General features: G+C 67.6%; 13 protein-coding genes. 8 read left to right on the forward strand and 5 right to left on the reverse strand.

Annotation, left to right across the window (positions count from 1 at the left end):
• Nucleotides 1-24 precede the first annotated feature (24 nt).
• The 6 genes from nirB to ACW173_RS18290 all read left to right on the forward strand — a co-directional run bounded on the left by nirB (nt 25) and on the right by ACW173_RS18290 (nt 7,287).
• Nucleotides 25-2,490, forward strand: coding sequence for a nitrite reductase large subunit NirB (gene nirB, locus ACW173_RS18265; RefSeq protein WP_492081511.1), 2,466 nt, complete (start codon nt 25-27; stop codon nt 2,488-2,490).
• Nucleotides 2,487-2,837 (forward strand): nitrite reductase small subunit NirD, encoded by a 351-nt coding sequence (nirD, locus tag ACW173_RS18270; RefSeq protein ID WP_492081512.1) that lies wholly within the window; start codon nt 2,487-2,489, stop codon nt 2,835-2,837. Before nirB ends, nirD begins: the two co-directional genes overlap by 4 nt.
• Nucleotides 2,837-5,515: a nitrate reductase gene (locus ACW173_RS18275; RefSeq protein WP_492081513.1), complete on the forward strand. Its 2,679-nt coding sequence runs from the start codon at nt 2,837-2,839 to the stop codon at nt 5,513-5,515. The genes nirD and ACW173_RS18275 overlap by 1 nt, the downstream gene beginning before the upstream one ends.
• Complete coding sequence (gene cobA / locus ACW173_RS18280) at nt 5,505-6,275, forward strand: uroporphyrinogen-III C-methyltransferase (RefSeq protein WP_492081514.1); 771 nt, start codon at nt 5,505-5,507, stop codon at nt 6,273-6,275. The genes ACW173_RS18275 and cobA overlap by 11 nt, the downstream gene beginning before the upstream one ends.
• 75 nt (nt 6,276-6,350) lie before the next feature.
• Nucleotides 6,351-6,758, forward strand: a complete 408-nt coding sequence (locus ACW173_RS18285; protein WP_492081515.1) for a GFA family protein — start codon at nt 6,351-6,353, stop codon at nt 6,756-6,758.
• Nucleotides 6,759-6,765: 7 nt separating this feature from the next.
• Nucleotides 6,766-7,287 (forward strand): YdeI/OmpD-associated family protein, encoded by a 522-nt coding sequence (locus ACW173_RS18290; RefSeq protein ID WP_492081516.1) that lies wholly within the window; start codon nt 6,766-6,768, stop codon nt 7,285-7,287.
• Here the strand turns inward: ACW173_RS18290 and metC are convergent.
• Nucleotides 7,284-8,432, reverse strand: coding sequence for a cystathionine beta-lyase (gene metC, locus ACW173_RS18295; protein ID WP_492081517.1), 1,149 nt, complete (start codon nt 8,430-8,432; stop codon nt 7,284-7,286). The two genes, ACW173_RS18290 and metC, sit on opposite strands and share 4 nt — an antisense overlap.
• Nucleotides 8,433-8,678: 246 nt before the next feature.
• Between metC and ACW173_RS18300 the strand changes: the two genes are divergently transcribed.
• Nucleotides 8,679-9,584, forward strand: a complete 906-nt coding sequence (locus ACW173_RS18300) for an amino acid ABC transporter substrate-binding protein (RefSeq protein WP_492081518.1) — start codon at nt 8,679-8,681, stop codon at nt 9,582-9,584.
• Here ACW173_RS18300 and sseA read toward each other — a convergent pair.
• From sseA to ACW173_RS18320, 4 genes are all read right to left on the reverse strand, one after another.
• Complete coding sequence (gene sseA / locus ACW173_RS18305) at nt 9,581-10,438, reverse strand: 3-mercaptopyruvate sulfurtransferase (RefSeq protein ID WP_492081519.1); 858 nt, start codon at nt 10,436-10,438, stop codon at nt 9,581-9,583. The genes ACW173_RS18300 and sseA overlap by 4 nt on opposite strands.
• Before the next feature lie 35 nt (nt 10,439-10,473).
• Nucleotides 10,474-11,472: a cysteine synthase A gene (locus ACW173_RS18310; protein WP_492081520.1), complete on the reverse strand. Its 999-nt coding sequence runs from the start codon at nt 11,470-11,472 to the stop codon at nt 10,474-10,476.
• Between the two features lie 173 nt (nt 11,473-11,645).
• Nucleotides 11,646-12,887, reverse strand: coding sequence for a class I SAM-dependent methyltransferase (locus tag ACW173_RS18315; RefSeq protein ID WP_492086010.1), 1,242 nt, complete (start codon nt 12,885-12,887; stop codon nt 11,646-11,648).
• Between the two features lie 39 nt (nt 12,888-12,926).
• Nucleotides 12,927-14,366, reverse strand: a complete 1,440-nt coding sequence (locus ACW173_RS18320; RefSeq protein ID WP_492081521.1) for a cryptochrome/photolyase family protein — start codon at nt 14,364-14,366, stop codon at nt 12,927-12,929.
• 60 nt (nt 14,367-14,426) lie between these two features.
• Between ACW173_RS18320 and kdsA the strand changes: the two genes are divergently transcribed.
• Nucleotides 14,427-15,290 (forward strand): 3-deoxy-8-phosphooctulonate synthase, encoded by an 864-nt coding sequence (kdsA, locus tag ACW173_RS18325; RefSeq protein ID WP_492081522.1) that lies wholly within the window; start codon nt 14,427-14,429, stop codon nt 15,288-15,290.
• The last annotated feature ends 1 nt before the right edge of the window (nt 15,291 follow it).

Raw genomic sequence — 15,291 nt, forward strand, 5'->3', positions numbered from 1 at the left:
CTTCCTCCGACAAACGAGATAGCCATGACTAGAGAACGTCTGGTCGTCATCGGCAACGGCATGGCCGGCTGCCGGGCGGTCGAGGAAGTGCTCAAGCGCGACTCGAACCGCTACGACGTCACCATCTTCGGCGCCGAGCCGCGGGTGAACTACAACCGCATCATGCTGTCGCCCGTGCTGGCGGGCGAGAAGACCTTCGCCGACATCGTCATCAACGACGAGGCCTGGTACCGCGACAACGCCATCACCCTGCACGCCGGTCGCGCCGTGACGGCGGTCGACCTGGAAGGCCGCAAGGTGGTCGCCGAGGGCGGTCTGGAAGTCGCCTACGACAAGCTGATCCTGGCCACCGGCTCGGACCCGTTCCGCCTGCCGCTGCCGGGATCGGACCTGACGGGCGTGGTGACCTTCCGCGACCTGGACGATGTCGAGGCCATGGTCGAGGCCTCCGGCAAGCCGGGCGCCCGCGCCGTGGTGATCGGCGGGGGGCTGCTGGGACTGGAAGCCGCCTACGGCCTGGCCCGGCGGGGCATGGCGGCCACGGTCGTCCATCTGATGGACGTCCTGATGGAGCGCCAGTTGGACGAAAGCGCCGGCTATCTGCTGCGCGAGGCCCTGGCCGAACGCGGCGTCGAGACGGTGCTGGGCGCGCACTCCGAGGAGATTGTCGGCGAGGACGGCAAGGTCGCCGGCCTGAAGCTGAAGGATGGCCGCGTCCTGCCATGCGACCTGCTGGTGATGGCCGTCGGCATCCGTCCGAATTCGACGCTGGCCAAGGCCTCGGGCCTGCAGGTCAATCGCGGCGTCGTCGTCGACGACGTCATGCGCACCTCGGACCCGGCCGTGTTCTCGGTCGGCGAGTGCGTCGAGCACCGCGGCGCCTGCTACGGCCTGGTCGCGCCCATCTGGGACATGTGCCGGGCCCTGGCCGAAGAACTGACGGATGGCGAGGGCGGCTACCAGGGCTCGGTCCTGTCGACCCGCCTGAAGGTCTCGGGTGTAGATGTGTTCTCGGCCGGCAAGTTCGCCGGCGGCGACGGCTGCGAGGACATCGTGTTCCGCGACGCCGCGCGCGGCGTCTACAAGCGCGTGGTCATCGAGGACGGCAAGGTCGCCGGCGCGGTGCTGTTTGGCGACGCGGCCGACGGCGGTTGGTACTTCGACTTGATGCGGGCGGGGACCGATGTCGCGGAAATCCGCGAGACCCTGATCTTCGGGCAAGCGATCACGGAGGGCCTCTCGGGCCTGGACCCTAGCGCGGCCGTTGCGGCCATGCCCGACACGCAGGAAATCTGCGGCTGCAACGGCGTCTGCAAGGGTGCGATCACCGGGGCCATCACGGCCAACGGCCTGACCACGCTGGACGATGTCCGCGCGGTGACCAAGGCCTCGGCCTCGTGCGGCTCGTGCACGCCGCTGGTGGAGCAGGTCATCCGCCTGACCCTGGGCGACGGCTTCAAGGCTCAGACGGGGCCCAAGCCGATGTGCAAGTGCACGCACCATCCGCACGGCGACGTGCGCAAGGCGATCGTCGATTTCGAGCTGAAGTCCATGCCCGCCGTCATGCAGGCCATGGAGTGGGACACGCCCGACGGCTGCGCCTCATGCCGTCCAGCCCTGAACTATTACCTGCTGTGCGCCTGGCCGGGCGAGTACGCGGACGACAGCCAATCACGCTTCATCAACGAGCGGGTCCACGCCAACATCCAGAAGGACGGGACCTATTCGGTCGTGCCGCGCATGTGGGGAGGCATGACGACGCCCGATGAACTGCGCGCCATCGCCGACGTCGCCGACAAATACGACATCCCGTCGGTCAAGGTGACGGGCGGCCAGCGCATCGACCTCCTGGGCGTCAAGAAGGACGACCTGCCGGCGGTGTGGGCCGACCTCAACGCGGCGGGCATGGTCAGCGGCCACGCCTACGCCAAGGGCCTGCGCACGGTGAAGACCTGCGTCGGCAGCGACTGGTGCCGGTTCGGCACCCAGGACTCCACGGGTCTCGGCGTCAAGCTCGAGAAGTTCATGTGGGGCTCGTGGGCGCCGGCCAAGGTCAAGCTGGCTGTGTCGGGCTGCCCCCGCAACTGCGCGGAATCGACCTGCAAGGATATCGGCGTGATCTGCGTCGACAGCGGCTACGAGATCCATGTCGGCGGCGCCGCCGGCCTGCACGTCCAGGGCACGCAACTGCTGACCAAGGTCGCCACCGAGGAGGATGCGATCCAGCTGATCGCCGCGGTCATGCAGATGTACCGCGAAGGCGGCTGGTACCTGGAGCGGGTCTACAAGTGGATGGCCCGCATCGGCCTTGAGACGATCCGCGCGGCCACCGTGGACGACCTCGACAACCGCGCGGCGCTCTTCGCGCGCTTCGTGGTCTCGCAGGAAACCGCCCAGATCGACCCGTGGGCCGAGCGCGCCTCCGGTCGCGTGGCGGCCGACGAGTTCAAGCCCATGGCGATCCTTCCTTTGGAGATGGCGGCCGAATGACCGTTCAAGCCCATATCGATCCTGATTGGCGTGACGTCGGCGCCGTGACCGACATCCCCGAGCGCGGCGCGCGACGCGTAGCCACGGCCCAGGGCGACATCGCCGTGTTCCGCACCGGCGATGGCCAGGTCTTCGCCCTGGTCGACCGCTGCCCGCACAAGCATGGCCCACTGAGTCAGGGCATCGTCCACGGCCATGGCGTGACCTGCCCACTGCACAGCTGGGTCATCGACCTGGCCACCGGCCAACCCACGGGCGCCGACGCCGGCAAGGGCTGCACGCCCGTGGCGCCCGTCATGGTCAAAGACGGCCGGGTGTATCTGGCCCAACCGGTGATGGCGGACTGATGGCTGACGGCTCCATCTCGCTCCAGACGATCAAGACCACCTGTGCCTATTGCGGCGTCGGTTGCGGCGTAGAGGGCGTGGTGGGCGAGGGACGATCGGTGTCCGTCGCCGGCGACGCCGTCCACCCAGCCAACTTCGGCCGGCTGTGCTCCAAGGGCTCGGCGCTCGGCGCGACGGTCGGGCTGGAGGGGCGGCTGCTGGAGCCGACGATCAACGGCAAGGTCGCGAGCTGGAGTGAGGCCACGGCCCTGGTAGCCAAGCGCTTCAAGGACACGATCGCGCGCCACGGGCGCGACAGTGTCGCCTTCTACGTCTCGGGTCAGTTGCTGACCGAGGACTACTACGTCGCCAACAAGCTGATGAAGGGCTTCATCGGCTCGGGCAATATCGACACCAACAGCCGCCTCTGCATGGCCTCGGCCGTCGCCGCTCACAAGCAGGCCTTCGGCGCCGATCTGGTGCCAGGCTGCTACGAGGACCTCGACCTGGCTGACCTCGTGGTGTTCAGCGGCCACAACGCCGCCTGGACCCATCCGGTGCTGTTCCGCCGCATGGAGGCGGCCAAGGCGCGGGGCCAGAAGCACGTGGTCATCGACCCACGCCGCACCGACACCGCCGAGGGCGCCGACCTGCATCTGGCCATCGCGCCCCAGAGCGACGTGCGTCTGTGGAATGGCCTGCTGGCGGACCTGGTCCGGCGTGGCGCGATCGATCGCGCCTACATCGCTGGCAACGTGAATAATTTCGACCAAGTGCTCGCCGTACTTGCGGAAAACGACCAGTCTCTCAGCGCTGTCGCCGCCGACTGCGGCCTGGCGATCGAGGATCTTCAGGCCTTCTACGACCTGTTCGCGGCCCATGCGCGGACGGTCAGCCTGTTCTCGATGGGCGCCAACCAGTCGGCCCAGGGCGTGGCTAAGGGCTTGTCGATCATCAACGCCCACCTGGCCACCGGCCGGATCGGCAAGCCGGGTGCGTGCCCATTCTCGATCACCGGCCAGCCCAACGCCATGGGCGGACGCGAGACCGGCGGCATGGCCAACACCCTGGCCGGCCACATGGACTTCGCGCCGGAGGATCGCGACCGTGTCGCCCGCTTCTGGGGCGCGCCCGACACCGCTCGCGCACCGGGCCTGAAGGCCATCGAGATGTTCGAGGCCGTCCGCGAAGGGCGGATCAAGGCGATCTGGATCATGGCCACCAACCCCGCCGTCAGCCTGCCCGACAGCGGCGCGGTGCGCGAGGCGCTGGCCAAGTGCCCGTTCGTGGTGGTCTCCGACTGCGTCGAGACCGACACCACCGCCTTCGCCGACGTCAAGCTGCCGGCCCTGGGCTGGGGTGAGAAGGACGGCACGGTCACCAACTCCGAGCGCCGTATCTCGCGCCAGCGAGCGCTGTTCCCGGCGCCGGGCAATGCCCGCGCCGACTGGAAGATCATGGCCGACGTCGCCACGGCCATGGGCTTTGACGGTTTTAGCTGGGCCAGCAACGCCGGCGTCTTCCGCGAATGGGCGCGCCTGACGGCCTATGAGAATGAAAGTCGCTTGCTGAATCTGTCTGGTCTTTCGGCTTTGACACCAGAGGCTTACGGCGATCTCCCGCCGATCCAGTGGCCGGTCGGGGCCGACGGCAAAGGCACGCCGCGCCTCTTTGTCGATGGCCGCTTCCAGACGCCCGACGGTCGCGCCCGCATGGTCCCGGTCAAGCCGCGGGGCCCGGCCGAGGCCATCGGCGACGCCTTCCCGATGGCGCTGAACACCGGCCGCATCCGCGACCAGTGGCACACCATGACCCGCACGGGCCTGGCTCCCGACCTGTGCCGCCACGCGCCCGAACCCTATGTCGAGATCCATCCCGACGACGCCGAGGCGCTGGGCCTCAAGGACGGCGACCTGGCGCGGGTGACGACCGCGCGCGCCGAGGCTGTCGCCGTGGCCAAGGTCAGCGACCGCCAGCGGCGCGGCTCGCTGTTCATGCCGATGCACTGGACCGACGCCTTCGCGCCGTCGGGCCGCGCCAACACGCTGGTTGCGCCGCACACCGATCCGATCTCCGGTCAGCCGGAATTCAAGCACACGCCCGCCCGCGTCCGCGCCTATCGCGAGACCTGGAAGGGCTTCTTCCTCCATCGGTCCGCCCTGGCTTCCCCGGCGGGGACGGACCTTGTCTGGCGGCGTATCCCCCACGACGCCTGCCAGCAGCACGAGTTCGCCGGCCGGGGCGACGCTGTCGAGCGTGACGCCCTCCGCAAGGCCCTGACCAAGGGCCTGGTCGGCGAACTCGTCACCTACGAGGATCCAGCGAGCGGCGCCCGTCGCCAAGCCTGGGTCGAGGAGGGCCGACTGGTCGCCGTCCTCTACATGACCACTATCGGCCGTTTGCCGCCGCGAGACTGGCTGGCGGAACTGTTCGCCGGACCGCTGACCGCCGAAGCCCGATCGGCCCTGCTGTTTGGCCGTCCGCCTGGGGCGCCTGTCGATAGAGGCCCGATGGTCTGCGCCTGCCTGAAGGTCGGGGCGAAGGCAGTCAACGCCGCTATCGCCCGCGGAGCACTCACCCCGGACGCCGTCGGCGCCGCCACGGGCGCGGGGACCAACTGCGGGTCTTGCCGTCCGGAAGTCGCGCGAATGATCAAGGCCCAGGTCGCCAATCTTAAGGAGCCCGCCCATGTCGGTTGAGAACACGCTCGGCAAGGTCCTGCTGGTTGGCGCCGGTCCCGGCCCCGTCGACCTGATGACCGTCCGCGCCTTCCGCGCCGTCGAGAGCGCCCAGGCGCTGCTCTATGACGCCCTCTGCTCTGAAGAGGCCATCGCCCTGGCGCCGGCCGGCTGCGTGCGCATCCAGACCGGCAAGCGGGCCGGCAAACCCAGCATGAAGCAGGACGAGATCAATCGTCTGATGCTGCGCCTGGCGCGCAAGGGCTTGAAAGTTGTTCGGCTAAAGGGCGGAGATCCCTCGATTTTCGGCCGTGTCGGTGAAGAGGCCGCCTTCCTGAACGGTTTCGGCGTCCAGACCGAGGTCGTGCCCGGCGTCACCGCCGCTTGCGCCGCCGCCGCTCAGTTCGGCTTCCCGCTCACCCATCGCGGAGAGGCCCGCCGGGTGGTCTTCACCACCGCGCGGCTGGAGGCGGGCAAGCTGTCCGGCGACTGGAGCGCCGCGGCCGATCCCGAGGCGACCCTGGCGGTCTACATGGGCGGCGAGGTGGCCGGCGAACTGGCCCAGCGGATGATCGAAGCCGGCCGTCCAGCAGACACTCCAGCCTTGGCCGTCGAGAAGGCGGGCGGCGCCGATGCGCGGCTCTATCCGGCGACGCTGGCCACCCTAGCTGAACGGGTGGCCGAGGCTGGTGATGGCCCGCTGCTGATCGTGGTCGGCGAGGTCGCCGCCCAGGCTCACGCGGTGTCCGAGATCGTCGAGCAATCGCGCCTCACGGCCTGATACTGACAGTAGGGTGGCAGCAGCCCTCCGCTAGAACGGCGTTCAACAAACGACGCCAAGCGAGAGGGACGACCCATGCTGAAGACCTACACCGGCGGCTGCCACTGCGGCGCGGTTCGTTACGAGGCAGAGATCGACCTGGCGGCCGGCACGGGCCGCTGCAACTGCTCGATCTGCGCCAAGACCCGCTCGTGGGGCGTGTTGATGAAGCCGGACGCCTTTCGCCTGCTGGCCGGCCAGGACCGTCTCGGCGCCTATCAGTTCGGCACGATGAGCGGCGACCACCGCTTCTGCATGACCTGCGGCGTGCGGGTGTACGGCGAGGCCAATGTCGAGCAGTTGGGCGGCGAGGTCGTCTCGGTCCAGGTGGCCACGCTGGACGCCGAGCCCGAGGAACTGGCCGCCGCGCCCATAAGCTACGGCAATGGTCGAGACAATCTGTGGTGGGAGCAGCCCAGCGCGGCCGAAATGCGCTACCTCTAGGCCCATCATGACCAGCCTTCGCTACCGCGCCCGTATCGACATCAACGGCATCAATCCGTTCGTGCCGGTCGACGCCGGGCAGGCCGCGGCCCTGCGCGAAGGGTGGCGCAAGCCGATGCCGGTGCTCGTCCAGATCAACGGAGCGCCCGCGCAGCCCTGGCGGATCAACATGATGCCGCGCGGCGACGGCGGCTTCTTCCTATATCTGCACGGCATCGTACGCGAGGCGGCGGCCGGGGTTGGCGTGGGCGACGAGGTCGAGGTGTCGGTGGCCTTCGACGAGGACTATCGCGGCGGTCCGATCCATCCGATGCCCGACACCTTCACCCAGGGCCTGGAGCGCGACGAGGCCGCCGCCCGGGCCTGGGACGGCCTGACGCCTAGTCTGCGGAAGGAGATCATGCGCCGCTTCGACAGCGTGAAGTCCGACGCTAGCAGGACACGCAACATCGAGAACGCCCTGGCGGTGCTGGGCGGCGCGCCGGGCCGGTTCATGGCTCGCGACTGGAGGGACGGCGCGGTCGTCTAGACCAGCTTCTCGAACGCCTGGTCCAGATCGGCCTTCAAGTCGTCGACGTGCTCCAGGCCGATGTGGAAGCGCAGCAGCGGGCCTTCCAGATTGACCGGCACGGCGCGGTTCTTCAGCTGCGGATCGCAGTGGATGGCCAGGCTCTCATAGCCGCCCCACGAGAAGCCCAGGCCGAACAGCTGCAAGGCGTCGAGGAAGGCGTGGACAGCGCGTTGGCTGCACGGCTTCAGCACCACGCCGAACAGGCCGCAGGCGCCGGTGAAGTCACGCTTCCAGATCGCGTGGCCTGGATCGCCGGGCAGGGCGGGGTGCAGCACGCGCGCCACCTCGGGCCGGTCCCGCAGCCAGCGGGCGATGGCCAAGCCGCTCTCCTGGTGGCGCGGCAGGCGGGTCGCCAGGGTCCTGAGGCCCCGCAGCATGGTGTAGGCGTCGTCGGGCGAGACCGACCAGCCGATGTCCCACATGGCGTCGCCAAGTTCGTTGCCGATATCGATGTCCATGGTCGTGGCCGAGCCCATGAAGCAGTCGGAGTGGCCGCCGACATATTTGGTCAAGGCCTGGACGCTGATCGTCACTCCGTGCGCCAGCGGCTTGAAAAAGAAGCCGGCCGCCCAGGTGTTGTCGATCAGGGTGATGATTCCCCGGTCGTCGGCCGCCTTGGCGATGGCCGGGATGTCCTGCATCTCGAAGGTCAGCGAGCCTGGAGCCTCCAGCAGGATCAGCCGCGTCCTCGGAGTCGCCAGGGCCATCAGGGCGTCGGGCGCCAGGGCCGGGTCGTAGTACGTGGTCGCGACGCCGAACCGGGTCAGGACGCGGTCGCAGAACCGGCGAGTGGGCTTGTAGGCGCTGTCGACCACCAGGATCTCGTCGCCGGCCTTCAGCACCGCCAGCATGGCGCCGGTGATCGCCGCCAGGCCCGACGGATAGAGGGTGACATCCGGCGAGCCTTCCAGTTCGGCCAGGGCGCGCTGCAGAGCGGCGGGCGACGAGAGGCCGGTGATGCCGTAGGTGACCTGGTCGTCGTCATAGAGCGACGCGGCATTGGGCAGCAGCACCGTGGAACCGCGCTGGATCGGCGGATTGACTGTCCGCGCCAGGTTCGCCGGTTCGGAGCCCTTGCGGATCAGGCGGGTTTCTTCATCCATTGGGGGCACTCTTCGGCGACGCGGCTTAGCCTGTGGTTTAAGGCCACCCGCGCGCGGTTCAAGGAGCGATCGGTGTCGGTGCGTTTCGGCTTGGCGATTTTGGCGGTGCTGGCTCTACTAGGCTGTGAGCGCCCTGCGTCAAAAAAATCAGACCCTAAGCCGGTAGAAGCGTCGCTGCCGATCAAGGGCGCCGCGCCCAGTCCGACGCTGAAAGCCATCAAAGCGCGCGGTGAACTGCGCTGTGGCGTGAACCCGGCCCTCCCGGGCTTCGCCTTCCAGGACAATGGCGGGCGCTGGCGCGGCTTCAATGTCGACTTCTGCCGCGCCTTGGCCGCCGCGGTGCTGGGCAAGCCCGACAAGGTGACCTTCGTACCGCTGGGCAACGAGGAGCGGATCGCGGCCCTACGTTCGGGCAGGGTCGACGTCCTGTGGCGCAACACCTCGTGGACCTTCTCGCGCGACGCTGGCGACCAACTGGACATGGCGGCGATCTCGTATTTCGACGGCCAGGGTTTCCTCGTGCGGCGCAGCTTGAACCTGACCAGCGCCGTCGAGCTGAACACAGCCAAGATTTGCGTCCAGGGCGCGGCGACCTCGTCTCAGAATCTGGAGGATTTCTTCCGCTCGCGCGGCATCGCCTATACGGCCATGGTGTTCGACAGCGAGGAGCAGACGCGCGCGGCCTACCAGGCCGAGACGTGCGACGCCTTCACGGCCGATATCTCGGCGCTGGCGGCGGCGCGGACTTTGATGGACGACCCCGGCGCCCACGTTATCCTGTCCGACGCCATCTCCAAGGAGCCGTTGGGGCCGCTGGTGCGCCAGGACGATGCGGCCTGGACCGATATCGTCCGCTGGACGCTCTACGCCCTGATCCTGGCCGAGGAGCGCGGGGTGACCAAGGCGAACATGAAGCAGATGCGGACCGGCGCCGATCCCGAGGCGCGGCGGCTGCTGGGCGAGGGCGACTACGGCGCCAAGCTGGGTTTGGACGCCGCCTGGGCCGCGCGCGCCATCATGGCCGGCGGAAACTACGGCGAGATCTTCGACCGCGATATCGGCCAAGGCTCGGCATTGAAGTTGGACCGGGGGCTGAACGCTCTGTGGAACGCACCCAAGCCGGGCCTGCTTTACGCCCCGCCGATGCGTTAGGCGGCGGGACCCGTCACCACGGGCGTATCCGCCAGGCCGCCCCATTCCGTCCATGAGCCGTCATAGACCGCCGAGCGCGGTTTGCCGAGGCGCGCCAGGGCCAGGGCCACGACCGAGGCGGTGATTCCCGATCCGCAGGTCGAGACGATCGGCTTGTCGATGTCGACGCCGGCTTTCTCGAATACGGCCTCTAGCTGCTCGCCCGGCAGCATGGTGGCGTCGGGCGCCAGCAGGGCCGACAGTGGAATGTTGCGAGCGCCGGGCATGTGGCCGCCGCGCAGGCCGGCGCGGGGCTCGGGATCCTTGCCCTCGAAGCGGCCGGCGGCGCGGGCGTCGATGATCTGCTCGCGGCCCGTCTCGACGATGCCGCGCATCTGCTCGACGGAGCGGTAGATGTCGGCCTGATAGCGCGGCGTGAAGTGCCGTTCCTGCGGCGAGGCCGGGCCGTCCTCGACTGGACGGCCCTCGGCGATCCACTTGGGCAGGCCGCCGTCCAACACCACGACGTCCTCGTGGCCCATGGCGCGGAAGTGCCACCAGGCGCGGGCGGCCGGCAGAATGCCGATGCTATCGTAGACGACAATCCGCGAGCCGTCGCCCAGGCCCAGCTTCTTGACCCGCGAAGCGAACTTCACCGGGGTCGGGATCATGTGCGGCAGATCGGAGGTCTCGTCGGAGATGTCGTCGATGTCGAAGAACACCGCGCCCGGGATGTGGACGGTCAGGAACTCCTTGCCGGGATCGCGCTGGGCGGCCGGCATGTGCCACGAGGCGTCGACCACGCGCACATCTGGAGCGTCGAGATGCTTGGCCAGCCAGGCGGTGGAGACCAGCGGATCAGACGGGATGCTCATGGCGAGGCCTTTCGGAATCTGACTCGGCCCGGACTTTACATCCAAGGCGGCGTCGGCAGGCCCTTTTCCGCCAGGAATTGCGAGTTGAACAGCTTGGACTGATAGCGCGAGCCGTGGTCGCATAGGATGGTCACGACGGTGTGGCCAGGCCCCAACGCCTTCGCCAGCTTGATGGCGCCGGCGACGTTGATCCCCGTGGAGCCTCCCATGCACAGGCCCTCGTGCCGCACGAGGTCGAAGATCACCTCCAGCATCTCCTCGTCGGTGACGCGGAACGGGAAGTCGATGGCCAGGTCCTCAAGGTTGGCGGTGACGCGGCCCTGGCCGATGCCTTCGCTGATCGAGGTACCCTCGGACTTGAGTTCGCCATCCTTGTACCAGCTGTAGAGCGACGCGCCGTAGGGGTCGGCCAAGCCGATCTTCACGCCAGGCTTGCGCTCGCGCAGGGCCTGGGCGACGCCGGCCAAGGTGCCGCCCGAGCCGACCGCGCAGATGAAGCCGTCGACCTTGCCGCCGGTCTGCTCGAAGATCTCCGGGCCGGTGCCCTGGTAGTGGGCCTCGCGGTTAGCGACATTGTCGAACTGGTTGGCCCACACGACTCCGTTCGCTTCGGTCTTGGCAAGTTCTTCAGCCAAGCGTCCGGAATAACGAACATAATTGTCGGGGTTGGAGTAGGGGACGGCGTCCACCTCGACCAGCTCGGCGCCCAGCAGGCGGATGGCGTCCTTCTTCTCCTGGCTCTGGGTGCGCGGGATGACGATCGTCGTCTTGTAGCCCAGGGCCGCGGCGACCATCGCCAGGCCGATGCCGGTATTGCCGGCCGTACCCTCGACGATGCGGCCGCCGGGCTTCAGCATGCCTCGTGCTTCGGCGTCACGGATGATGCTCAGCGCCGCGCGGTCCTTGACCGATTGGCCGGGGTTCATGAACTCGGCCTTGCCCAGGATCTCGCAGCCGGTAGCCTCGCTGGCGCGATTGAGGCGGATCAGCGGCGTGTTTCCAATGGCGTCGAGAACACTGGGCAGGGCGGTCATGATAGGCCTTCGTAGGGGCGTCTGGATCGCTGGTAGATCGTGCGGCGGCCCGCCGGCGCAACCCCAATTTTCCTGAAGGCGGATGAGGCGTCTCGATAAAGGTCGAGCTTAGCCATGGGCTTGGTCGATTATCCACAAACCCATGCGACGATACTGAGCTGAAGGGCTTGGTGTTACCCGCGGCTGAGGCCCAACTGGATCACATTGGTCCGCTCGGTCCGGAAGCCCGCCTCGCAATAGCTCAGATAGAACCGCCACAGACGGCGGAAGCGCTCGTCGAAACCGTCCTTGCGGATGTCGCTCCAGGCGGCCTCGAAACGGTGGCCCCATTCGGCCAGTGTATCCGCATAATTTTGGCCGAAGCGCTTGAGATCGCTCCACTCCAGGCCCGCGCGCTCGGTTTCCTCTTTGAGCCGCGCCTCGCTGGGCAGCATGCCGCCCGGGAAGATGTAGCGCTGGATGAAGTCGGTGTGGCCACGATAGGTCGAGAATAGCTCGTCGCGGATGGTGATGATCTGCAGTCCCGCGCGGCCGCCGGGGTTCAGCACCTCGCGGATCTTGCCGAAATAGGCTGGCCAGTAAGCTTCGCCGACCGCCTCGAACATCTCGATCGAGGCCACCGCGTCGTAGCGGCCCTGGACATCGCGATAGTCGATCAGCTGGATGTCGGCTTTCTCGGCCAAGCCCTGGTCGAACAAGCGTTTTCTGGCGAAGTCGTACTGGGCCTGCGAGATGGTGATGCCGGTGACCCGGGCCCCGACCTCCTTGGCCGCGAATTCGGCGAAACCGCCCCAGCCGCAGCCGATCTCCAGCACGTGCTTACCGGGCGAGAGGTCGATGGTCCGGGCCAGCGCCGCATACTTGGCGCGCTGGGCCTCGGGCAAGGGCTGGTTGGGCCGCTCGTAGAGGGCCGACGAGTAGGTCATTGTCGGGTCCAGCCACCGCGAGTAGAAGGCGTTGCCCAGGTCGTAGTGGGCGTGGATGTTCTTCTTCGAGCCTTCGCGGCTGTTGCGATGAAGCAGGTGGTAGAGGCCATTGGCCGCCCGCATGATCGGATTGCCGGACAGCAGGCCCGACAGCCTGTCGAAGTTCAGCGAGAAGGCCTCGAGTACGGCCGACAGGTCGGGTGTCTCCCATTCGCCGGCCACGAAACCTTCGGCGAAGCCGATCGCGCCCGACGAGAACGCGCGGCGGATGAAGTTGTAGTCGTTGATCCGGACCGTCGCGTCGGGGCCGGGCTTGTCGCCCTGAAACCTCAGCGCCTTGCCAGTGGGCAAGATCCAGGTGATGGAGCCGGCGTCCCAGTTGGTCGCCACCACGCGAAGGGCGGCGCGAAAGGCGGTCGGCGCGGCCTTCAGGTCGGGATCGTTCCAGCGCGTATCCAAGGCGGGCCTCGCATCCGGTGACGCGTTTATTAACGCTGTTAACGACCGATGCGTAAAGGCCTGGCTCCGCTAGAGGCTACGGTAGGCCTCCATGGCGCGTTCCCGCGCCTTGCCGTGGTCCACGATCGGTCGGCCATAGAGACGTTTGGCTTCCGCTGGCAGATGCAAGGCCCGCTCCCATGGCTTGTGGATAACATCGTCGGGAACGTTGGCCAATTCAGGCACCCACCGTCGAACATAGGCCCCGCGCGGATCAAATTTCTCGCCCTGGGCGATGGGGTTGAAGATGCGGAAGTAGGGCGAGGCGTCGGCGCCGCTGCCGGCCACCCACTGCCAGTTGCCAACATTGTTGGGCAGGTCCGCGTCGACCAGCGTGTCCCAGAACCAGGCCTCGCCCTCGCGCCAGTCGACCAGCAGATGCTTGATCAGGAAGGAGGCGACAATCATGCGCACGCGGTTGTGCATGAAGCCGGTGGCCCACAGCTCGCGCATGCCGGCGTCGACGATGGGATAGCCCGTCTCGCCCCTGGTCCAGGCCTCGAAGGCCTCGTGATCGCTCTTCCACGGGAAGGCGTCGAACTCCGGCCGGAAGCTCTTGGTCAACAGGTCGGGCCAGTGGAACAGGATCGAGTGATTGAACTCGCGCCACCCGACTTCAGAGAGGAACTTCTCGACCTCGCCGGCCGGCGCGTCACCATGCTCGGCGGCGTTGCGGGCGGCCAGCCAGACCTGGCGCGGGCCGATCTCGCCAAAGTGCAGGTGCGGGGACAGGCCGGAGGTGGCTTCGACGCCAGGAATGTCGCGCTTCTCGCCATAGCCGTTGACCGGACCGGACAGGAAGTCGTCTAGCCTCTCCAGCGCCCCGGCTTCGCCAGGCGTCCAGAGGTTGAAGCCCTTGGACCAATCGGGCTTGGTCGGGTGCAGGCCCCAGCCGTCCAGGCTTTCGCTGCGCGGGAAATGTTCGGGCGCTTTCAACGTCTTGGGCGCGGCTTCCACGACCACATGGGTCAGGTGTTCGCGGGCGGCGCGCCAATAGGGCGTGAAGACCTTGTAGGGCTGTTTCGAGCCGTTCTGGACCGTCCAGGGCTCGTTCAGCAGACTGGCGTTGAAGCTCTGGCAGCCGACGCCGGCGTCCTTCAGGCGCGCCTTGATCCGCGTGTCGCGATCGATACTGGTCTTGTCGTAGAGGCGGTTCCACAGGACCCAGGTCGCGCCGGTGTTGGCAATAACGTCCTCAAGCACCACGGCGGCGACGCCCTTGCGCAGCACAAGCTTATTGCCAAGCTTTTCAAGACTCTCGCCGAGGCGCTTTAGCGACTTGTCCAGCCACCACAGCGAAGCGGCGCCCATCGGGCGGACGTCCTCGGTTTCGTCGAGAATATAGAGGCAGATCACCGGTCGTCCGCTGTCGGCGGCATGGCGCAGGGCCGGATTGTCAGCTATGCGCAGGTCGTTGCGGAACCACACGACGACGGCCCCACTCTCGTCACTGTTCTTCCGCACTTGCACCGCCTCGCCCGAAGGGTCACCTCTGGGCGCCTCAAATCCCTATCCGCCGGAATAGTTGCCGTGAGTCAGCCGCAAGCCGTAGCCCCGAATGCCGTCGTCGAGATTAAGACTCCGACCGGCGCGCCCGTCCGCATCGGCAATGGCGAGAAGCTGTCGATCATCGCCGGCCCGTGCCAGATGGAAAGCCGCCAGCACGCGCTGGAAACGGCCCATGCGCTGAAGGAGATGGCCGAGCGCCTCGGCGTCGGCCTGATCTACAAGACTTCGTACGACAAGGCCAACCGCACCTCGGCCTCGGCCCAGCGCGGCATCGGTCTGCACGACAGCCTGCCGATCTTTCAGGAGATCCGCGAGGTCACCGGCCTGCCGACCCTGACAGACGTGCACGAGACCAGCCACTGCCCGATCGTGGCCGAGGCTGTCGACGTCATCCAGATTCCGGCCTTCCTGTGCCGCCAGACCGACCTGCTGGTCGCCGCCGCCAACACGGGCCGGGCGATCAACATCAAGAAGGGCCAGTTCCTGGCTCCGTGGGACATGAAGAATGTCATCGCCAAGGTGACGGGCGCGGGCAATCCCAACGTCATGGCCTGCGAACGCGGCGCCTCGTTCGGCTACAACACCCTGGTCAGCGACATGCGCTCGTTGCCGATCATGAAGGAGATCGGCTGCCCGGTCGTCTTCGACGCCACCCACAGTGTGCAGCAGCCGGGCGGGCAGGGCACGTCCTCGGGCGGCCAGCGCGAGTTCGTCCCCGTCCTGGCCCGCGCGGCCGTGGCCGTCGGCGTGGCCTGCGTCTTCATCGAGACCCATCCGGATCCGGACCACGCCCCGTCGGACGGCCCCAACATGGTGCCGATGAGCCAGTTCGAGGCTCTGGTCGGCAACCTGCTGAAGTACGACGCCCTGACCAAGGGCGCGTAAG

It is taken from the genome of Caulobacter sp. ALps2 (assembly GCF_058681635.1).